14 protein-coding genes are annotated in these 20,965 nt (G+C 69.4%); 6 read left to right on the plus strand and 8 right to left on the minus strand.

Annotated elements, in window-relative coordinates; genetic code table 11:
- Positions 1-52: 52 nt before the first annotated feature.
- Complete coding sequence (locus tag M1D55_RS17020) at positions 53-3,193, plus strand: DNA translocase FtsK 4TM domain-containing protein (protein WP_456282679.1); 3,141 nt, start codon at positions 53-55, stop codon at positions 3,191-3,193.
- A 338-nt stretch (positions 3,194-3,531) separates the two neighbouring features.
- Here the strand turns inward: M1D55_RS17020 and M1D55_RS17025 are convergent, their stop codons facing one another.
- From M1D55_RS17025 to M1D55_RS17035, 3 genes are all read right to left on the minus strand, one after another.
- Positions 3,532-4,701 carry a CMD domain-containing protein gene (locus tag M1D55_RS17025; protein ID WP_006579958.1) on the minus strand — a complete coding sequence of 390 codons (1,170 nt, stop codon included), beginning with the start codon at positions 4,699-4,701 and terminating at the stop codon, positions 3,532-3,534.
- Positions 4,702-4,859: 158 nt separating this feature from the next.
- Positions 4,860-6,353: a SidA/IucD/PvdA family monooxygenase gene (locus tag M1D55_RS17030; protein ID WP_006579957.1), complete on the minus strand. Its 1,494-nt coding sequence runs from the start codon at positions 6,351-6,353 to the stop codon at positions 4,860-4,862.
- A gap of 21 nt (positions 6,354-6,374) precedes the next feature.
- Positions 6,375-7,418: a LysR family transcriptional regulator gene (locus M1D55_RS17035; protein ID WP_456282680.1), complete on the minus strand. Its 1,044-nt coding sequence runs from the start codon at positions 7,416-7,418 to the stop codon at positions 6,375-6,377.
- 261 nt (positions 7,419-7,679) lie between these two features.
- Between M1D55_RS17035 and M1D55_RS17040 the strand changes: the two genes are divergently transcribed.
- On the plus strand, positions 7,680-9,236 hold the full coding sequence (locus M1D55_RS17040) for a glycine betaine ABC transporter substrate-binding protein (protein ID WP_456282725.1): 1,557 nt from the start codon (positions 7,680-7,682) through the stop codon (positions 9,234-9,236).
- Here the strand turns inward: M1D55_RS17040 and M1D55_RS17045 are convergent.
- From M1D55_RS17045 to M1D55_RS17065, 5 genes are all read right to left on the minus strand, one after another.
- Positions 9,227-10,318, minus strand: coding sequence for a porin (locus M1D55_RS17045; protein WP_456282681.1), 1,092 nt, complete (start codon positions 10,316-10,318; stop codon positions 9,227-9,229). The genes M1D55_RS17040 and M1D55_RS17045 overlap by 10 nt on opposite strands.
- A gap of 747 nt (positions 10,319-11,065) precedes the next feature.
- Positions 11,066-12,250 carry a cystathionine beta-lyase gene (gene metC / locus M1D55_RS17050; protein ID WP_456282682.1) on the minus strand — a complete coding sequence of 395 codons (1,185 nt, stop codon included), beginning with the start codon at positions 12,248-12,250 and terminating at the stop codon, positions 11,066-11,068.
- Positions 12,251-12,405: 155 nt separating this feature from the next.
- Positions 12,406-13,380, minus strand: coding sequence for a Bug family tripartite tricarboxylate transporter substrate binding protein (locus tag M1D55_RS17055; RefSeq protein WP_231906286.1), 975 nt, complete (start codon positions 13,378-13,380; stop codon positions 12,406-12,408).
- A gap of 50 nt (positions 13,381-13,430) precedes the next feature.
- Entirely contained in the window at positions 13,431-14,999 is a 1,569-nt protein-coding gene (locus M1D55_RS17060) for a rhodanese-like domain-containing protein (protein ID WP_064573541.1), read from the minus strand.
- A 183-nt stretch (positions 15,000-15,182) separates the two neighbouring features.
- On the minus strand, positions 15,183-15,782 hold the full coding sequence (locus tag M1D55_RS17065) for a cysteine dioxygenase family protein (RefSeq protein ID WP_006579455.1): 600 nt from the start codon (positions 15,780-15,782) through the stop codon (positions 15,183-15,185).
- A 243-nt stretch (positions 15,783-16,025) separates the two neighbouring features.
- On the opposite strand from M1D55_RS17065, the gene M1D55_RS17070 reads away from it, so the two are divergent.
- The 4 genes from M1D55_RS17070 to M1D55_RS17085 all read left to right on the plus strand — a co-directional run bounded on the left by M1D55_RS17070 (position 16,026) and on the right by M1D55_RS17085 (position 20,962).
- On the plus strand, positions 16,026-16,907 hold the full coding sequence (locus tag M1D55_RS17070) for a LysR substrate-binding domain-containing protein (RefSeq protein WP_006579456.1): 882 nt from the start codon (positions 16,026-16,028) through the stop codon (positions 16,905-16,907).
- A 290-nt stretch (positions 16,908-17,197) separates the two neighbouring features.
- A complete protein-coding gene (locus tag M1D55_RS17075) occupies positions 17,198-18,529 on the plus strand; it encodes a uracil-xanthine permease family protein (RefSeq protein WP_006579457.1) in 1,332 nt (443 codons plus the stop codon).
- A 250-nt stretch (positions 18,530-18,779) separates the two neighbouring features.
- Complete coding sequence (locus M1D55_RS17080; RefSeq protein WP_456282683.1) at positions 18,780-20,252, plus strand: amidohydrolase family protein; 1,473 nt, start codon at positions 18,780-18,782, stop codon at positions 20,250-20,252.
- Positions 20,252-20,962, plus strand: coding sequence for a sulfite exporter TauE/SafE family protein (locus tag M1D55_RS17085; RefSeq protein ID WP_006578529.1), 711 nt, complete (start codon positions 20,252-20,254; stop codon positions 20,960-20,962). Before M1D55_RS17080 ends, M1D55_RS17085 begins: the two co-directional genes overlap by 1 nt.
- The last annotated feature ends 3 nt before the right edge of the window (positions 20,963-20,965 follow it).

Genomic DNA, 20,965 nt, shown 5'->3' on the forward strand with positions numbered 1-20,965 from the left:
GCGGCATAACCGCTACAATCGCTGCCCGTGGTTTTTTCGATGGCGTAGCGATATGGGTTTGGGCTGGTTCGGATTGTCGACCTTCTGGCTGTTGCCGCTGGCGTGGCGCATGGTCGCGCGCATGCTGGCAGGACAGCCGGTGTTTTCCGGGCCCGGCACGCTGCGCGTCTGGCTCGGCAGTGCGCTGACGCTGTGCGCGAGCGCGGCGCTCGAGGCGCTGACCGCCAGCGCGTCGGCCTCGTCCGACGTGGAGCCCAGCGCGTCCTCCGGCGGCGCCGCCGGGGCAGGGGTGGCCGGCATCGCGGCCGACCTGTTCGGCTGGACCGGCGCGCTGCTGCTGATGCTCGGTGTGCTGGCACTGGCCGCGCCGATGGTGTTCGGCGAGACCTGGCCCAGCCTGTTCGCACGCAAGCCGCGGCGCCATGCCGCTGCCGGCGATGCCAGCGAAGAAGCGGTGCCTGCCGCGTCGCGTCCGCTGCGTGAAGCTTCCATGCCGGCTCCCGCGGCCACGCGATGGACGCCGGTCGGCGACGACAGCGTCCGGCGCCCGACGGCCCGACACAAGGGCATCGAAGCGGTGTCGGCCCGACGATCGCCGGCGTGGCAACCGCCGCCGCGCACCCGCGTGTCGCCGCCACAGCCCGGCGAAATCTGGCTGCATCCGACGCAACCGACCCGAACCGTTCCACCGGCGAGCGCCGCGGCAACCGCGCCAGCGCAGAAATCCCCGCCCGCCAGGACGACCGCTTCGGCACCATCGCGGCCGGCAGCCGTTGCGCCGACGGCCGCTGTGGCATCGACCGCGTCCGCTGCCGCCGCCGCTTCGTCGCGCGGGCAACTGCGCGCGACCGTCGTCGCCAGTCCCTTCCATCAGCCGCAACTGGGTTTGCGCAGCGCAATCACGACGTTGCCCGCAGCGCAGCCGCAGGCGAGGGCGGCGAGCGCTGTGCCGGCGAATGGCGGCAACGTAGCGGTGCCTTCCCCGACGGCGGCGCCGGCCGTGGAGCAGGGCGCCACCGTGCCGACCGACGACGTGGCCACTGCTACAGCCACAGCCGTCGCGGAACCGACGGCCGCGCCGGCCGAATCTCACCGGGCCGAAGCGGAGCCAGCGCACGCCGAGCAGACCGCCGCCTACGCGGCGATCCGCGCCGAGGCGCAGGCGCTGCTGGCCGAACTGCGCGCACTGGCTGGCGCCGAACAGGGCCAGCCGGGCAGCGAGCTCGCGGCTGACGGCGGGCCGGCCGCTCCGATCGAAGCTCAGCACATTCCGGTCGACGCGGTCCTCGAGGCCGCGCCGACGCAATCGGATGACGCGACGCCGATGGCCGCATTGCCGCCGACCTTCGAACCGGACTCGGAGCCTCAACCAGAGCCGGCGTCCGAGCCGAACATCGAGCCGACTCCAAAGCCGGCGCCCGCGGCGATGCCCACGCCAGCCTGGGAACCGCCGTGGCACGAGCCGGACGATGTCGCCGCAGCGTCCGCCGGCACGATGGAACACACTTCGGAAGCCGCGCGCGAAGCCGCACCGGAAACAGCCGACCCCACGCCGCCCCCGGCGCAAAAGCCCCGCATCGTGCTGCCGGCCGTGGTCGGCCGCGCGGTGCCGCTCGACGCCGCAGCGCCGCCCGCGGTCGCCAATGCGACGGCAAGACCGGCCGCACCGGCTCAGCCGATCGTCCCGCCACCGCCGCCCCGCATCGTCGACTACCGCCTGCCCGGCATCGATCTGCTGGAACCGGCCGTCGAACACGCCGAGCAGGTCTCCGAACAGCATCTGGCCGAGACCGGCGAGCTGATCGCGCAGCGGCTGGCCGAGTTCAAGGTGCCGGTGTCCGTGGTCGGCGCGTCGGCCGGTCCGGTGATCACGCGCTTCGAGGTCGAGCCCGCGATGGGCGTACGCGGGGCGCAGGTGGTCGGGCTGATGAAGGATCTGGCGCGCGCGCTCGGCGTCAGTTCGATCCGCGTGGTCGAAACGATTCCCGGCAAGACCTGCATGGGCCTCGAATTGCCCAATGCCCGCCGCGAGATGATCCGCCTGTCGGAGATCGTCGCCGCCTCGTCGTTCCAGGCCCATGCCTCGCGGCTGGTGCTTGCGATGGGCAAGGACATCACCGGCAATCCGGTGGTCACCGATCTGGCGCGCGCGCCCCACCTGCTGGTGGCCGGCACCACCGGCTCGGGCAAGTCGGTGGCGATCAACGCGATGATCCTGTCGATGCTGTACAAGGCCACGCCGGACGATGTGCGGATGATCATGATCGACCCGAAGATGCTGGAGCTGTCGGTGTACGAGGGCATCCCGCATCTGCTGGCGCCGGTGGTCACCGACATGAAGCAGGCCGCGCACGCGCTGAACTGGTGCGTCGGCGAGATGGAGAAGCGCTACCGCTTGATGTCGGCGCTCGGCGTGCGCAACCTCGCCGGCTACAACCAGAAGATCCGCGCCGCCGAGGCCGCCGGCGACAAGGTCCGCAATCCGTTCTCGCTGACGCCGGACGCGCCCGAGCCGCTGTCGACGCTGCCGCTGATCGTGGTGGTGATCGACGAGCTGGCCGACCTGATGATGGTGGCCGGCAAGAAGATCGAGGAACTGATCGCGCGCCTCGCGCAGAAGGCGCGCGCGGCCGGCATCCATCTGATCCTGGCCACGCAGCGCCCGTCGGTCGACGTGATCACCGGGCTGATCAAGGCCAATATCCCGACGCGCGTGGCCTTCCAGGTCTCGTCGAAGATCGACTCGCGCACGATCCTGGACCAGATGGGCGCCGAAAGCCTGCTGGGCCAGGGCGACATGCTGTTCCTGCCGCCGGGCACCGGCTATCCGCAACGCGTGCACGGCGCCTTTGCCGGCGACGACGAAGTCCATCGCGTGGTCGAGCACTGGAAGCAGTTCGGCGAGCCGGATTACGACGACGCCATTCTCGCGCCCGATCCGGCTGAAGCCACTGGCGGCGATCTGTTCGGCGACGGACCCGGCGGCGATGCCGAGGCCGATCCGCTGTACGACGAGGCCGCGGCCTTCGTGCTGACGTCGCGCCGCGCGTCGATCTCGGCGGTACAGCGCCATCTGCGCATCGGCTACAACCGCGCGGCGCGGCTGATCGAACAGATGGAAGTGGCGGGGTTGGTTTCGCCGATGGGACGTAATGGCGCGCGCGATGTGCTGGCGCCTGGGGGGCAGGAGTAGCGCGCGGACGGTGGCGGTTGGCGAGCGCCGCTTGCCCTCTCCCCCGGCCCCTCTCCCGCAAGCGGGCGAGGGGAGCAACCAAGCGCGATAGCAAAGTCCGCCGATGTTCTCCCTCTCCCACTACCCGGAAGGCGGGCAAGGGGAGCAAAAATACCGCCGATGTTCTCCCTCTCCCACTACACGGAAGGCGGGCAAGGGAAGCAAAAACACCGCCGATGTTCTCCCTCTCCCACTACCCGGAAGGCGGGCAACGGGAGCAAAAAAATACCGTTGGTGTTCTCCCTCTCCCGCTTGCGGGAGAGGGCCGGGGAGAGGGCAAACAGCGGCCCAACAACCCCTTACGCTTGCACTGCCACCACCGGCTCGCCCAGATTCAACATCAACCGATTCGCCCACGCAAAGATCGCAATGGCGTGAATGCCGTCGAGGATCTCGGCATCGCTCAATCCGGCTTCGCGCAGCGCCGCCAGCGACGCCGCGCCGATGCGGTCCGGGTGCTCGGTCAGCGCGACCGAGAAGCGCGCGATGGCCTGCTCACGCGCGGTCGTGCCCGCCGTGCGCGGATTGTCGAAGACCTGCGCGATCGCGTCGTTGCGCTTGGCCAGCTGTTCGAAGCGTTGCGCATGGACCGACGCGCAGTAGACGCAGCCATTGATGCACGACACCACGGTGCTCGCCAGTTCGCGCTCGGCGCGCGCCATGCCGCCGGGCGCGTACATGATCGCGTTGAAGGCCGCCGAACGCTGCCGCAGGATCTCCGGCTGGTGCACCAGGAACAGGTAGTAGTCCGAGACCTTGGCTTTCGGATGGCTTTCCTCGAGCACGGCGATCTGCTCGGGCGTCGCCCGGTCGACCGGCACCACGTCGAGCCATGCCTTCCAGTCCAGCACTTCATTGGTGAAGCCGTTGATGCGAATGATGTCGCCCGGCCTCGTGGTCGCCGCAGCGGCCGGCGCCAGGTCGCTCGGCAGCGCCTCGCCCTGCGACGCGCCGCTCAACGCGCGCAGACCGGCGACCAGCCGCGCCTGGTATGACAGGAAGGCGATCAGCTGCGCCAGCGTCACGACTTCGGGCGTTGACAGTCCGGCGGCCGGCAGGCTCAGCAGCGCGGCGCGGTCGCCTTCGACCGGTTTTTCGATCAGCTTGCGCGTGAAGGCCAGCATCGCGCGCAGCCGCGCATCGGCGACGGCATCGAGACGCGCACCGTCGGCCGCCGCCACCGTCTCGGCATCGGCGCCGGCCGCGCGCAGCCGATCCAGATAGTGCGCGGCCAGTTCGGCCGACGGCGTCAGCCGCGACGCATATAGCGCGACCGCGAGGCGTTCGGTCAGCGACAGGCCGGGCAGGGCCGGATCGAACATCGTGCGATAGCTGCCCTCGGTCGCGACGGCGACCTTGTCGCGCTGATGACGCAGCGCATGCGTGGCGCTGCCGGCGGCAAGGCCCGCGAGGCGGTCGATCAGGTCGAGTTCGGCGGTGGCGTTGGCTGGGGTGGACGAAGCAGTCATGGTGTCGGAAGGAAAAAGCCAGAAAAGTCAGCGGTCAGCGAAGGAACAGGGTTCGGCGCTTGCCAGCGAATCCGTCGTCCCCGCGCACGCGGGGACCCAGAACTTCCAAAGACGCTGGGTTCCCGCCTTCGCGGGAACGACATCACGGCCGATCGTGTTCATTGCCCTTGAAGCGCAGGCGGCGGCGCCGGCGTCCATTCGTCGCCGTAGAGCTCCGGCTCGGCATAGGCCTGCAGCACGGCGAAATGGGTCTCGACGTCTTCCTGGTACAGCAGCGCGGCGATGCCCTGGCCCAGCCGGCGCGCGCCGTCGCTGATGGCCGGGATGTCGCCCGAAATCGTGCCGTGCGACAGCGCGGCCGGATAGCAGAAGCAGTGCACGCGCGACAGGCCGGGGCAGGCGCCGGGCGTCTTCTCCTGGAATTCGAATACCGGGCCCAGGTCGGGCGAATCGCGCAGTTCCGGGTCTTCCTGGCCGGCCGGCGGCTGGAAGCGGTCGCCCCACAGCCGAATCTGCGGTGCGATGACCGAGAACTCCGGCCGCGCACCGAAATCGACGCGAAAGCCCGTCGACAGCAGCAGGAAGTCGAGCTCGAACACGCCCTTGGCGGTGTGCACGCGCAGCGTATCGCTGTCGCCCCCGCCGCCAACCCCGCCGCGGACTTCGACTCGCTCGATCGGGCAGCCGACATGGAAGCGCGCATTGTCGTGGCGCGACACGCGCAGCGTGCTGCCGCGCGGCGGCGGCACCTGTTCGCTGTTGATGTAATGGCGCAGCCGCCATTTCCACTGATCGGGCAGTCCGTAGTGGCCGTGCGTCAGCCCGGGGTTGCCCGAGCCCTTGCTCTTGTTGATGCGCGGAATCTCGGCGCGGCGGATCAGCAGGTCGACGCTGGCCGCGCCGGCCTCCAGCGCGGTCGCGGCACTGTCCATCGCCGATGCGCCGGCCCCAACCACGCCGACGCGCTTGCCGCGCAGCAGGCGGTAATCCATCGGATCGGACGAGTGCGCCCACAGATGGGCCGGCAGGTCCTGCGCGAAGGATGGCAGCAGCGGGCCGCCCAGGCCATCGCGCCCGGTGGCCAGCACCACGCGCCGCGCCATCACGCGCCGTGGGCCGGCGGGTGTGGTCATCCGCAGTTCGACCAGGCCGTCGGCGCGGGGCAGCACGGTATCGACGGTGTGTTCGTTGGCCACGTCCAGATCGAGCACCTGCCGATACCAGCGCAGATAGTCCATCCATTGCAGGCGCGGAATCTTGTCGAGCGCGTCCCATGCCGCCGTGCCGAATTGCGCCTCGAACCAGGCGCGGAACGTCAGCGCGGGCAGGCCGAGCGCCGGGCCGGTCAGCTGCTTGGGCGAGCGCAGGGTTTCCATGCGGGCGGTGGTGGCCCATGGCCCTTCGAAACCCGCCGGCGCACGGTCGAAAATCCGGGCAGCGATGCCCAGATGCTTCAGCGTCGCGCTGGCCGCGAGGCCGGCCATGCCGCCGCCGATGATGGCGACGTCGAGCACCGGCGCGCCGTCGAACTGGCGCGGCGGCACCCACGGCTTGGCGGGCAGGTCCAGCCAGGCGAGGTCCTGGCGCAGGCGGGCTTCCAGCGCGGGCAGGCCGGCGGGAGCGGAAGACAGTGTGGAATCGGTCGTGGACATCGAGAGCACTTCAGGCTGACATCAATCGTTCTGTCGGGATAGGGCGGGACGGGCCGGCCCGCGTGCGGTGCCGGCGTCGCTGACCGCTTCGGATTGCGGCACCAGCGGCGGCACCAGCGGCGGCACCAGCGGCGCCAGCGGCATCACGCTGTCGCCCTCGCGCGGGTCTCGCCGAACGAAGCCCGGCAACAGCCGCGCCGCGGCCAGCGCCAATTGCTCGGTCAGGCTCTGCACCGCCGGCGTCGGCGGCCGTCCCTGCGGCGTGATCACGCAGAAATGGAAGGGGATCGGCACGTCGATCGGCCGCACGGCCACGCCGTCGACCGGAAGGCCATAGGCCGTCACCGGCTCGAGCACCGCCAGCCCCAGCCCGGCGCGCACCAGCGCCAGCGCGTTCAGCGAGGTATTGGTATCGATGCGGCACGGCACCGCGATGCCGGCGCTCTCCAGCGCCCGGTCCACCAGCTGGCGCAGCCGGTAGGGGTTCTGCATCGTCACCAGCGCGCGTTCGGCGCAGGCGGCCAGCGGCACGGTATCGGCGGCCGCCAGCGGATCGCCGGCGGCCAGCGCCGCCACGCATTGGACCTCGCCGATCCAGTGCACCGCCACGCCGCGATGCTCGAGCGGCAGGCTGGTGACGCCGACCTCGGCGGCGCCAGTCAGCACCGCGTGCACCACCTTCTCGGGCGAGGCGCTGTGCAGATGGATCTGCGCCGGCAGCGACGGATCGGCGGCCAGTGCGGCGGGTACCAGCCCGGCGGCCAGCGCCGGCGTTGCCACCACGTTGAGGGAGCGGCTGCCTTCGCGGCCGATCACCGCGGCGCTGGCACGGATCTGCTGCATGCCGAGCAGCACCGGCTCGACTTCCTCGTATAGCAGGAAGCCGCGCTCGGTCGGGCTGACGCGCGGTCCGCTGCGGGCAAACAGCGCGAAGCCCAGTTCGCTCTCCAGCTCCTGGATCGAGCGCGTGATCGCCGGCTGCGAGCGGCCCAGCAGGCGGCCGGCGGCGGTGACGCTGCCGGTCGACATCACTGCTGCGAAGGCTTCGAGCTGACGGATTTCCATGGCGGGTGAGTATGCGTATATCGCATTCTTGCGCGCTTATGATGCCAAAGGCAAATACTATTTCGGCATACGCTTCTGCGACCGGGCGCGGGCGGGCGTCCTGCTGCGGGGGCGGCCGGGCGGTGGGTCGCTATCATGAGCCGATCGTTCGCGTGGAGAAATGCGATGAAGGAATCATGCGGCCGGCCTTTCGGTCCGCGATGGAGACCGCTGTCGAGCCTGCTGATGGCGCTGTCGGTCGCGGTGCTGCTCGGATGCGGCATGCCGCTTTCCGGCTGGGCGCAGGGCGATCCGCCCGCCGCCAACGCCCCGCTGAAGGTCGGCTCGAAGCGCTTTACCGAGTCCTACATCCTCGGCGAAATCCTGACCCAGAGCGCGGCGAGCGCCGGGCCCGCCCGCCATCTGGCGGGACTCGGCAATACCGCGATCGTGTTCGCCGCGCTGCGCGCCGGCAGCATCGACCTGTATCCGGACTACACCGGCACCGTCGCTGCCGAACTGCTGAAGCTGCCGGCCACCGCGACGCTGGCGCAGATCAACGCGGCCCTCGCGCCACTGGGGCTGGGCGCGGCGGTGCCCTTCGGTTTCCAGAACACCTATGCGATCGCCGTGCGCGGCGAGAGGGGCAAGGCTGCGCAAGCCGCAGCCGCGCCTGACAACCTGCGCACGCTGTCCGACCTGGCACGCGCACCGGGGCTGCGGCTCGGCCTGTCGCACGAATTCCTCGGCCGCGCCGACGGCTGGCACACGTTGGCCAGCCGCTATGGCCTGCCCCAGCAGCCGGTCGGGCTGGACCACGGCATTGCCTACGAAGCGCTGGTGGCCGGACAGGTCGACGCGATCGACATCTATTCGACCGACGCCAAGATCCGGGCCTATCGGCTGCGCGTGCTTGACGACGACCGCCAGGTGTTTCCGCGCTATGACGCGATCGTGCTGTATCGGCTCGATGTGCCGCAGCGCCATCCGGCCGCATGGCGTGCGATCGCCGAGCTCGAAGGCCGTATCGACGGCGAACGGATGATCGCGATGAATGCGCAGGCGGAGCTCGATGGGGCCAGCTTCGCGGCGGTGGCGCGGCGGTTTCTGGCGGGCGAGCGTGGGGCCGAGGAAAAGTCGGCGCAGATGTCCGGGGAGATCCCGGAGGGCAACGCGGCCGACAAGCGGGCAGGGCTGTTAGGCGCCTTGCTCGGCCCGGATACCTGGCGGCTGACCCGCCAGCATCTGGCGCTGGTAGCCGGCGCGGTCGGGGCCGCGGTGGTGGTCGGTGTGCCGCTGGGCGTCGTCGCGGCGCGCCGACGGCGGCTGGGGCAGGTCGTGCTGGCGATCGCCGGCATGTTGCAGACGATCCCGTCGCTCGCGCTGCTGGCCGGGCTGATTCCGCTGCTTGGCCGCATCGGCCTGTGGCCGGCGATGGTCGCGCTGTTTCTGTACGCCTTGCTGCCGATCGTGCGCAATACCTGCACCGGGCTGCAGCAGGTGCCGGCCGGCCTGTCGGACGCCGGCCGCGCGCTGGGGCTGACCGCCCGCCAGCGGCTGCGTCATGTCGAACTGCCGCTGGCGCTGCCGGTGATCCTGGCCGGCATCAAGACCGCGGTCGTGATCAGCGTCGGCACCGCCACCGTGGCCGCCTTCGTCGGTGCCGGCGGCTATGGCGAACGCATCGCCACCGGCCTTGCGCTCAACGATGACACGCTGCTGCTGGCCGGCGCGATACCGTCGGCGCTGCTCGCGCTGCTGGCGCAGGGCCTCTTCGAGGCCGCCGAGCGCTGGGTGCTGTTCCGCGGCCAGCGCGCGGCCAGGAACGATCAGAAGTGATGGCGCATGCCCACCATCACGCCGACGCGCGTGGTGCTGTCGACGTCGAGCGCCGGCGTGCCGGCCCAGTACTCGGTCTCGCGACCGACCGCGCCACCGCGCGCCCGTGCGGCATCGGCCTCGACGTAGACGTGGGTGCGCTTCGATAGCGCATAGTCGGCCACCACCGCGATGCTGTCGGCATTGCCGCTGCCCAGCGGCACCGGCACGTCCTGGAACTGCGTGGCGACGTTGCCGTTCTGCCAGTAGCGGTAGTAGGCGCCGGACAGATGCAGCGCCGGCGTCAGCTGATAGCCCAGCCCGGCGAAGGCGATCGCATGGCGCGCATCGGTCGCCGATTCGCGCCGGCCCATATGGCCGAGGAACGCCTTGGCCTTGCCGAACGCATACGAGCCGCCGACCGTGTAGTTGCGCACGGTGCCGCTGCCATCGTCGTTCTTGCGCTGGTCGTAGGCGACGCCGAAGGCGACCGGTCCTTGCTGGTACAGCGCGCCGCCGCCCAGCGTGGTGCCGCGGACCATGCTGCCGGGCTGCTCGCCGGCGCCGTAGTCGAGCTGCACGGTCAGCGGACCCATCGTGCGCTGGTAGACCACGCTGTTGTTGATGCGGTAGTCCTGGATAAAGATGTCGCCGCCCAGGTACAGCGGGTCCGACCAGAAGTTGCCCCAGCCGTGGTCGAGCGGATTGAAGGCCCAGCCGATATTGTTCAGTGCGTTGTACTGCCGCCCGAAGGTCAGGCTGCCCCAGTCGCCCTTGAGGCCGACATAGGCCTGCCGGCCGAAGAACGCGTTGTAGCCGAGGCGGCCGTCGTCGCTGCCGACGCCCGCTTCCAGCTGGAAGATCGCGTGATTGCCGCCGCCGAGGTCTTCGTCGCCTTTCAGGCCGAAGCGGCTGCCGACCATGCCGCCGGACACCAGCCCGACCTGGTCGTTGTGATGGCCGTCGAGATTCGAGGTGTAGCGCACCGCCGAGCTGACGATGCCGTACAGCGTGACGCCGGGCTCGGCTTGCGCGGCGCCGGGGAGAGCGGCGACGGGCAATAGCCCGGCCGCCAGCAGCCAGGGGCTGGCTGTCTTCTTCATGGATTGTCCTCCGAGGTCGGACCCGTCCGGCGCACGGGGCGCCGGCGGACCCGTCAGGCCGATGGCCCGCGGTACCAGTCCCGCGCGGGCACGCGGGTCGTCATCGGGACGTGCGCGATGGCGCCTATCCCGGGCGAGGGTCGAAGTGGGCGACGTTGCCTTGCTGGCGGCGAATGCCGGCAGTGGAGCCGGGCAAGCCTGCGCGATGCCGGACAGTCCGGCGCCGCTAGAGTGGGCCCGAAGGCCTGATGGTGGGTTCGCCGGCGCCCACCTCGCGCGTCGTTCCGGCTATCGCAGGGCGGACGGTGAAGGCATGTTCCGGGTCGTCCCCGGTACGGCGAACGGGCAGTAGTTTACCTGCTTTGCCGAGCGGGCCCGAAAACGCGATTTTGACGGCTCGATGAGACGCGCTATCGCCCGGCCGAAACTGGCTCGACGGAATACCCGGCAGGACGACTGAAATGTGATGTTTAAATAATTTTTCTAAAAATAAGCAATATTTAATCGGTAAACAGGTGCGTTTAAACGCATAGGAGATCCGCGATGGCGTTGAGAAACGCCTTCCAGGACTTTGGTCGTGCGGGTGCACTTCAACGCAATGCAGACGCGGCCGAAGAGTAGGGCTCGGATCCGGCTACCGCCTCTCGGTACCCTCATACGAAGACAACTCAGTTTCCGCCATATCGTGGTCAAAGGATGGCGCGCAGGCCGCGGTGGAGCAAGCGAACTGCTCGATGAACCGGGATGTCAACGCGCCATCGCCGCCAGTCCCTGCTCGAGATCCGCAATCAGGTCGCGCGGATCCTCGAGGCCGATATGCAGCCGGACGATCGGCCCGCGCGCCGACCAGTCGTCGACGCTGCGAGCGCGCCCCAGGTCGGACAGCGTGGCCAGGCTCTCGTAGCCGCCCCAGGACGCGCCGATGCCGAACAGCGTCAGTGCGTCGATGAAGCGCTCGGCGGCCGCCAGCCCGTGCCCGCGCAGTTCGAAGGAAAGCAGGCCGTTGGTACCCGTGCAATCGCGCTGCCACAGCGCATGGCCTGGATCGGCGGGCAGTGCGGGGCAGAAGACCGTGGCGACCTCCGCGCGCTGCGTCAGCCAGTCGGCCACCGCTAGCGCATTGGCCTCGTGCATCGCCAGCCGCGGCGCCAGGCTGCGGATGCCGCGCAGCACCAGATAGGCGTCGTCGGGGCTGACCGCGATGCCGAAGCTGTCGGCCAGCGTGGACAGCGGCTGCCAGGCGTCCTTGGTGGTCGTCACCGTGCCCATCATCACGTCGGAATGGCCCGACAGGTATTTGGTCGCGGCCATGATGGAGACATCGGCGCCGAGCGCCAGCGGCCGGTATTGCAGGCCGGAGCCCCAGGTGTTGTCGGCCACCAGCAGCAGCCCGCGCCGGCGCGCCAGCGCCGACAGTTGGCGCAGGTCGCACATCTCGTAGACCAGCGAGCCCGGGCATTCGGCGTACAGCATGCGCGTGTTCGGTTCGATGCGGGCCTCGATATCGTGGCCGTCGGCGGCGTAGAAATCGACGCGGATGCCGTGGTCGCGCAGGAAGGTGTTGGCCAGATTGCGCACCGGTTCGTAGACGCAGTCGGCCATCAGCACATGGTCGCCCGGACGCAGATAGGCCAGCAGCGTCATGCCGATTGCCGCCAGCCCGGTTGGATACAGCCGCGTGCGGTAGCCGCCTTCGAGCGCGCAGACCGCGTCCTCGAGCGCGAAGCTGGTCGGCGTGCCGCGCGCGCCGTAGGTGAACAGGCGTTCCTCGCCGCGCCGGGCGCGCGCTTCGCGCTGCTGCGCGACGGTGTCGAACAGCACGGTACTGCTGCGCACCACCGGCGGATTGACCGGGCGGCCGCCTGGGTAGTCGAGCGCCTTGCCGGCGTGGATCAGCGTGGTCAGCGGCGAATGTCTGGTGGGATCGGGCATGGCGTCAGAGCGGCATCAAGGCGGCCATCACGGCGGAGCGGCGGCGCCGAATGGATGCGGAATGGTGTGAGACGGAAGCGGCGGAGGCGGGTGACTCAGGCGCGGTGCCGGCCGCGAACGGACCCGGCACCGCGCAACGGCGTCGGCATCGGCAATCAGTCGATCTTCGCGCCCGACAGCTTGACGATGCGCGACCACTTCGCGATATCGCTCTTGAGCTGCGCCGCGAAGGCCTCGGGCGTGCTGGCCACGACCTCGCTGCCGCCGTCGTGGATCAGCTTGACGACCTCGGGCGACTGCAGCACCTGCACGATCGAGGCGCGCAGGTAGGCGACGCGCTCGGGCGAGGTGCCGGCTGGCGCGAAGATGCCGTACCAGTCCTCGAAGCTGGCGTTCTTGTAGCCGAGCTCGTCGAGCGTCGGCACCTTGGCGAATACGCCGAGGCGCTTCGGGCTCGTCACCGCCAGCACACGCATCTTGCCGTTCTGCACGAAGCCCGCGACCGATGACGTCGACGTGATCAGCGTCGCCACCTGGCCGCCGAGCAGGTCGGTAATGGCCGGGCCTGCGCCCTTGTAGGGCACATGCGTCAGCGCAATCTTGTGGTCCTTGTCGAGGACGACGCCGACCAGATGCGACAGCGTGCCGTTGCCCGGCGTCGCATAGGTCAGCTTGCCCGGCTCGGCTTTGGCCTGCGTGACCAGGTCGGCAAAGGTCTTCAGCGGCGAATCGGCGGCAACGACGATGGCCAGTGGCGCGGCATTGAGTTGCGTGATCGGCGTGAAGCTCTTGATCGGATCGAAGCCGGCCGACGAGTACAGCGTCGGATTGACCGCCATCAGCGAGACCTGCGAAGTCAGCAGCGTATAGCCGTCGGGCTTGGTCTCGGCCACCAGCTTCGCGCCGATATTGCCGCCGGCACCGCCGCGGTTGTCGACGACCGCGGGCTGGCCGGTGACGGCGGCCAGCTTGTTGGTGACGATGCGCGTGATCGCATCGTTGCCGCCGCCGGCGGGGAAGGGCGACACAAAGCGGATCGGCTGGCTCGGATAGCCGCCGACCGGCGCCAGCGGCTGCGCGCTGGCGATCGGGGCCGCGGCCAGTTGCACCGCGGTCAGCAGGCCGAGCATCGACAGGGATATGGTTCTTTTCATGGGGACTCCTCCAGGCGTGGTGGGTACTACGGCAGGCGGTAGCTGCCCAGCTCCGCGTCGTCGAGCTGGGAGATCAGATTGGTTTCCCACGCCAGGTACTGGCGGGCGGCGGCCTTGTTGCCGTCGTGGCGGTCGTGCACGAAGAACAGGTAGTCGATGCAGTCGTGGTCGGCGGGCTCGTTCGGCGACGCGGCCAGCGGCAGGCCGGCGGCCTTCCACGCCGCGATGCCGCCGTCGAGCACGCGCGCCAGCGCCCGTTGCGGCGCGGGCAACGACAGCGCGGCGGCCGCGGCGATTTCCGGCTGATCGGCGATCAGCACCAGCGGGCGCGCGTCGCCGGCCATGTCGTGGGCGAGGCGCGGGCGGATCGACCACCGCGCACCGGGGACATGCGCCTTGCGGTAATCCATGCTGGCGCGCAGATCGATCGCGACGACCTCGCCGCTGTCGAGCTCGCGCGCCAGACGTGCCGCATCGACGGAGGCCAGTGCCGGCAGTGCGGCCGCGGGAGCGGGCGAAAGCGCCAGGCCGCTGCGCAAGCCGTCCGCCAGCACATGGGCGTCGTGCCCCAGCTGGCGCAGCCAGCTCGCGACCACCGGCGCGCGCACGCCGTCGTCGTCGAACAGCACCAGCCGTGCGCCGCGCACGCCGACGTACTGATCGGTGGCCTGGATCAGCTGGCCGCCCGGCGTATGCTGCGCGCCGGGCAGCGAGCCGCGCGCGAATTCTTCCGGGGTGCGGACGTCGCACAGGAACAGCGTGCGGGCGGTGTCGCGGGCCCAGCCCTGTACCGTCGCGGCGCCGACCGTCTCGGCGCCGTGACGTTCGGCGAGCCGTGCCGCCGCGGCGCGCATCGGTTCCAGGTCACTGGCGCCGGTCTTCTCGGGATAGTGGCGATCGTTGCCGTGCTCGAGCTGGTAGTCGGCCAGATACCAGCCCTGCGTGCCGTTCTCCAGCGCGTAGACCGGATTGGGCACGCCCAGATTGATCAGCGTCTGCGCGCCGATGATGCTGCGCGTGCGTCCCGCGCAATTGATCACGATCGGCGTGTCGTCGTCCGGCACCAGGTCGCGCAGCCGGTAGGCCAGCTCGCCGTTGGGGCAGCAGATCGCGCCGGGAATATTCATCTTGCGGTATTCGGACAGCGGCCGGCCGTCGAGCACGACCAGCTTGTCGCCGCGCGCCTGCATCGCATGCAGCTGCTCGGCACCGATGCGCGGCGTATGCAGCTTGTGCTCGACCAGTTCGCCGAACGTCTTCGATGGCACGTTGACGCCGGCGAACAGCGCATAGCCGGCCGCGGCCCAGGCCGCGGTGCCGCCGCGCAACACGTGCACGTCGGTGTAGCCCGCGGCGAGCAGCGCGGCGGCGGCCGGCACGGCGACGCTCTCGTCATGGTCGTAGACCACCACGCGGACATCGCGGCGCGGCACCAGGCGGCCGATCTCGAGCTCGAGGCGGCTGTACGGCAGCGGCACCGCGAGGAACAGGTGCGATTCGCCGTACTGGCCGTGTTCGCGCACATCGAGCAGCGCGATCTCGGCGCCGTCATGCAGCCAGGACTTCAGGGTCGGGGCGTCTACGTATTGGGTCATTGCGGGGTCATTGCGGGGCATTGCAGGTTCATGGGCCAGCGGTTGCGACACTGGTGGCCGGCGGAATTCAGGCAAAACGCTCCCCTGGCCGAGGACAGCCATAGGTGGCAAGGGGAGGGGAATCGGTCGGAGGTGGCGGTCGTCGCGCGATGCGCTGGCGCGGATCGACGGGCCGCGCGGAAATCAGCGGCGCGTCTGCACGCCGACCGACATCACCTGGTAGCGGCCGGTCTCGAGGTCGAACGCGATGCGTTCTTTCAGCGTTTCCAGCGCGCGGCCATACATGTGCAGATGGCGGATGACCTGGTCGCCCTGGATCTCGACCGAGTGAATGTCGTCGGGCATCAGCGCGATGCCTTCGCCGGGGCCGACGCGCACGGTATCGCTCTGCTCGAGATGGCCGATGCCAGGCTGCGAACCGTCGTCGAGTCGGCGATAGACGTAGTTCTGCTCTTCGCCCTCGACTGCGGCGATGCAGGCCCAGGTGGTGTGGTTATGCGGCGGAATCCGCTTGCCCGGGCGCATCACGTTCAGATAGAGCGCATAGCGCTGGTCAGGGTCTTCGCTGATCAGATAGCGGGCCTGGCGCTCGCCGGCCTCGGGCGGCGCGAAATCGGCTTCGCTCCACCATTCGCGATGGGCCGCCAGGTCCTTGACCACGGCCAGCACCCGGTCCAGCGCCTCGCGCGTCAGCGCCTTGTTTTCAACAATATCCTTAATGCTTTGAATGGCGCCCTGGACGGCTGCGGTGCGGGCTTCGGCGCGGGCGGGAGCGAGGCTCATCGAAAACTCCTGAATTATGCGGATAGATGCGGATGGATACGGGTCTGGAGCCACACTGTACTGAACGCGATGGGGGCGAACAACTTAGAATATTGCGCAAACATATAAGTAAGTCTTATATATACTTGGCCGTCGTCCCCGCGAAGGCGGGGACCCAGTGGCTTTGAAAGACGCTGGATTCCCGCCTTCGCGGGAATGACGCGATGGTCGTCGGCACATTGCCGACCACACCTTTCTATTCCCATGCGCCACCTCGATCTCGAACTGCTGCGGACGCTGGTCGCCATCGCCGAGCACACCACCTTTGCGGCCGCCGCCGACGCGACCCACAAGACCCAGTCCGCGGTAACCCAGCAGATGCAGCGGCTGGAGGAGCAGGTCGGGCTGCCGCTGTTCGACAAGCAGGGCCGCAGCAAGCGGCTGTCGCCGCATGGCCAGAAGCTGCTCGAATACGCGAAGCACATGCTGGCGATCCATGACGAGGCGCTGCGCGCGCTGCGCGAAGGCAATCTGGAAGGGGCGCTGCGCATCGGCGCGCCGCACGATATCGCCGACACGATGCTGCCGCCGCTGCTCGCGCATATCGCGCGCAGCTCGCCGAAGCTGCAGCTGGAAATCCACGTCGGGCGCAGCCCCTTCCTGATGGAGTCGCTGCGCCGGGGCGAGATCGACCTGACGCTGTCGACGCGCAGCGATCCGACGCTGGAGGGCGTGGTGCTGCGGACTTCGCCGACGGTGTGGATCTGCGCGGCCGACTACGTCCATGACATCTCGCGACCGGTGCCGCTGATCCTGGCCGACGAACCGAGCCTGTTCCGCCGCCTCGCGCTGGAGGCGCTGGAATTGGCGCAGGTGCCGTGGCGGCCGGGCTATCTGGCGCCGAACCTGATCGGCATCAAGGCCGCGATCCGCGCCGGACTGGGCGTAACCGCGCGCAGCATCGAACTGCTCGGGCCGGACATGCGCGTGCTGGGCGAGAACGACGGCATGCCGCGACTGCCCGATGTCGCGTATTACCTGTGGATGCGTCCCGACGTGATCAATCCGGCCACGCGGCAGGTCTACGAGATGCTCAAGTCCACGCTGGGGCTGAACGCAACCGCGGCTGGATCCTTGCCGGCCTGATTCCTTCACGCGTTTCCTTCGCACCCATCCAGCTCACGCTTGCGCCGGGCCTTGGTGGCCCGCAGCAGCGGGCAACACAGCCGATACCGCTGGTTTCGGCCGGCCGCTTGCATGGCTGCCGGCCTTCGCATAGACTAACCAAAACGTTTTGGTTCAGCAGTTTTCTAACATTCAGCGGCGAAATACGCACAGACGGGCGCATAGACGCCCAGACGCACGGGCGCGGCCACCGATCGCGCCACCGACGCATTCACCAATAGACGCCGCTGTCATCCAAGGAGGAGACCCCCATGTCCCAACCCGCAATCGCGGCTGTCGACGAGGTATTGCCATGGCGGCGGCTGTTCGCCTTCGGCATGCAGCATGTGCTGGTGATGGCCGCCTCGCCGATCGCCTCGGTATTCCTGATGAGCAAGGCGCTCAATTTCCCGCCCGCGCTGGCGATGCAGCTGCTCAGCGCGACCTTCGTGATCTGCGGCCTCGGCACCTTGCTGCAGTCGTTCGGCCCCAAGGGCATCGGCGCGCGGCTGCCCTTCATCATGCTGCCGGGCGGGGCGCCGATCGTGCTGTTCATCCTGATCGCGCAGCAGACCGATGTGCAGACCGCCGCCGGCGCGGTGATCCTGACCGGCGTGTTCTATTTCCTCGTGCTGCCGGTGTTTCGCCGTTGCCTGCGCTATTTCCCGGCGGCGGTGGTCGGCACGATGCTGCTGCTGGTGGCGATCAACCTGGCGCAGGTATCGGGCAAGCTGATCGCCGGCCAGCCGGGCACGCCCGGCTTCGGCGCGCCGGTCAACCTGCTGCTGGCATTCGCGACGATCGCCTTCACCGTGCTGTTCTCGCGCGTGCTGACCGGCATGCTGGGGCAGCTGGCGATCCTGCTGGGGCTGCTCGGCGGGGCGCTGGTGGCGGTGGGAATCGGCGCCTTCCATGGCGAGCACCTGTCGCTGTGGCCCGTGCTGGCGCTGCCGTCGGCCTTGCCATTCGGCATGCCGAAATTCGACCTGATCGCGGCGATTCCGCTGATGGTGTTCTCGATCGTGTCGATGGTCGAGGCCACCGGCCAGACCATTGCGATCGGCGATGCGGTCGGCAAGCCGATCGACGAGCAGCGCGACGTGCCCCGCACGATTCGCGGCGACGCCTTGACCTCGCTGCTGGGCGGGCTGTTCGGGACCTCGCTGATCATCACCAGCGGCGAGAACATCGGCATCGTGCGGGCGACTGGCGTGCGCTCGCGCTTCGTCACCGCGGTCTCGGGCGGCATCCTGGTGGTGTTCGGCCTGCTGGCGCCGGTGTCGTCGCTGATCGCCGCGATTCCCGAGGCCGTGGTCGGCGGCACCGGGCTGATCGTGTTCTGCATCGTCGGCACCATGGGCATCGACATGCTGCGCAAGGTGGACCTGCGCGACCACGCCAACATGTACATCGTCGCGGTGGCGCTCGCGGTCGGGCTGCTGCCGATCCTGGTGCCGGGCATCTATGCCAGCGTGCCGGCCAACATCCGCATCCTGGTCGGCAACGGCGTGGCGATGGGCGCGATTACCGCGGCGCTGATGAACTTCCTGTTCTTCCATACCGGCCTGCGGCGCGGTGTGGGCAAGGTGCCGGTCGCGCATTGAGTTCGCGCTTGATCGCCCCGTCGGTGCTCCCTCTGCCGATTGCGGGGAGAGAAGGGCCCACCAGGTTTTCTCCCCTCTCCCGCGTGCGGGAGAGGGGGCGGGGGAGAGGGAAAGGGCGCTCGTCATGGCTGACGCGGCTGGTTGGACCACCGCCGGTTTCCCTCTCCCCAACCCTCTCCCGCAAGCGGGAGAGGGAGCGATTCACCCAGGCGCATGCCGCTGCATGCATGCGCCGCAACCCGTAGAACGTATGTCGCCTTTTCCTTCCGCTTTGCCCGATCCCAATTCCAATCCCGAGCACGCCGCACTGCGCCCCGCGTCCTTCGACCGCCCGCAGATCCTGCGCCCCGAATGGACCCTGCTGCGCGACGGCATCGTGCGTGACCATGCGATCGTGGTGCAGCATGGCCGCTTCGCCGCGGTCGGCCCGGCCGCGCAGATCGCCGCGCAGTTCCCGCATCTGCCGACGCTGGCGCTGCCACGCATGCTGCTGATGCCCGGGATGATCGACACCCATCATCATCTGACGCAATCGTTCGGCAAGTCACTGGTGTTCGGCGAGCCGTCGGAGATCTTCCGGCGCGTGTGGGTACCGCTGGAGGGCAGCCTGACCGAGACGCATCTGTACCTGTCGTCGAAGCTCGCCGCACTCGAGGCGCTGCGCGGCGGCTTCACCACGGTGTGCGATGCCGGTACCCGTGCCGATGCCGGGCTGGAGGCGATCGCGCAGGCCGTCGGCGAGGCCGGCTTGCGCTGCGTGCTGGGCCTGATCTGCAACGATCGCCCCGGCGGCCAGACCCTCGACGCCGCGCCCATCGTGCGCCGGGCCGAGCGCCATCTGGCGATGTACGACGATCACCCGCTGGTGGTGCCGTCGCTGGCGATCTCGATTCCCGAGGTGGCCAGCGATGCGATGCTGCATGACGTCTATCGGCTGTGCGAGGAAGCGGGCCGCGTCTTCCAGACGCACGCCAACGAACACCTGGTCGCCGTGGAGCGCTCGCTCAATGCGCGCCGCCAGCGGCCGATCGAACATCTGGAAGCGGTCGGCGCACTGGGCCCCGCCGCGCTGCTGGCGCACGCGACGCTGGTGACCCCGCACGAAATCCGCCTGCTGGCCGAGCGGGGCGCGGCGGTCGCCTACAACCCCGTCGCCAGCGCCTGGAAGGGCAATGCGGTGGCCCCTGCGGAAACCATGGCGACCTTCGGCGTACGCCTGGGCCTGGGCACCGACGGCACCCGCAGCGACGGCTTCCGACTGCTCGACTATGCCGAGGCCGCGCAGCGCTTTGCCTTCGGCATCGGCGTCGGCGATTCGTCCTGCGGCGCGGGCTGGCGCTGGCTCGACATGGCGACGCACGATGGCGCCGATGCGGCGGGCCTGGGCAAGGTCACCGGCGAGATCGCGGCCGGCAAGCAGGCGGACTTCCTGCTGGTCGACTGCGATGTGCCGGAGCTGACGCCGTCGTGGGACCTGAGCTGGGAACTGGTGCGGCTGGCCAATCGCGACCAGATCCGCGGCGTCTTCGTCGACGGGCGGCTGCGCCTGTGGGACGGCTGGCCGCTGGACTGGGACGCGCGTGCGCTGATGGCGGAGATCCGCCAGATGGCCGAGCAGACCATCGCCAACGCGCCGATCACCAAGCTGCACGATCCGGCGGACGTCCATCGCGCCGCCTGCGCGGCTTGGCTGCGGACCGCAAAGGGCGGGGCGCAGGCATGATGCTCGATACGACGATGCTGAGCGTCTGGCTCGCCGTGTTCGCCGGCGCGCTGATCCAGGGCACCACCGGCATGGGCTTTGCGCTGATCGTGGTGCCGGTGCTGGCGCTGGCCGCGCCCGCGATGTTGCCCGGTTCGCTGCTGATCGCGATGCTGCCGCTGAACGCCTATGTGGCCTGGCGCGAGCGGCATGCGATCGATCTGCGCGGCGCCGGCTGGATCAGCGCCGGGCGGCTCGCCGGTACCTTCGGTGGCCTGTGGGTGCTGGTGGCGGTGCCGATGGCCTGGCTCAATGCGCTGGTCGGCGGCAGCACCATCCTGGCCGCGCTGGTGTCGCTGATCGCACCGGCTTTCACGCCGGGCAGGATGACGTTCGCCTCGACCGGCCTGATCACCGGCGTGACAGAGACCGCCACCGGCGTCGGCGGGCCGCCGCTCGCGCTGGCCTACCAGCACGCGCCGGTGGCCACGCTGCGCGCCACCGTTGCGCTGTGCTTCCTGGTGGGCGAGGTCATCTCGCTGATCGTACTGGCGGTAAGCGAGCGCCTCGGCGCGCCGCAGTGGCACTACGCGCTCGGCATGCTGCCGGTGCTCGGCGCCGGCATGCTGGCCAGCCATCTGGTGCACCGGCGCATCAACCAGCGCATGCTGCGTATCGGCGTGCTGGTGTTCGCGCTGGTATCGGGACTGGTGGTGCTGGTGCGCGGCTGACGC

This window comes from Cupriavidus sp. JZ107 (assembly GCF_053903255.1).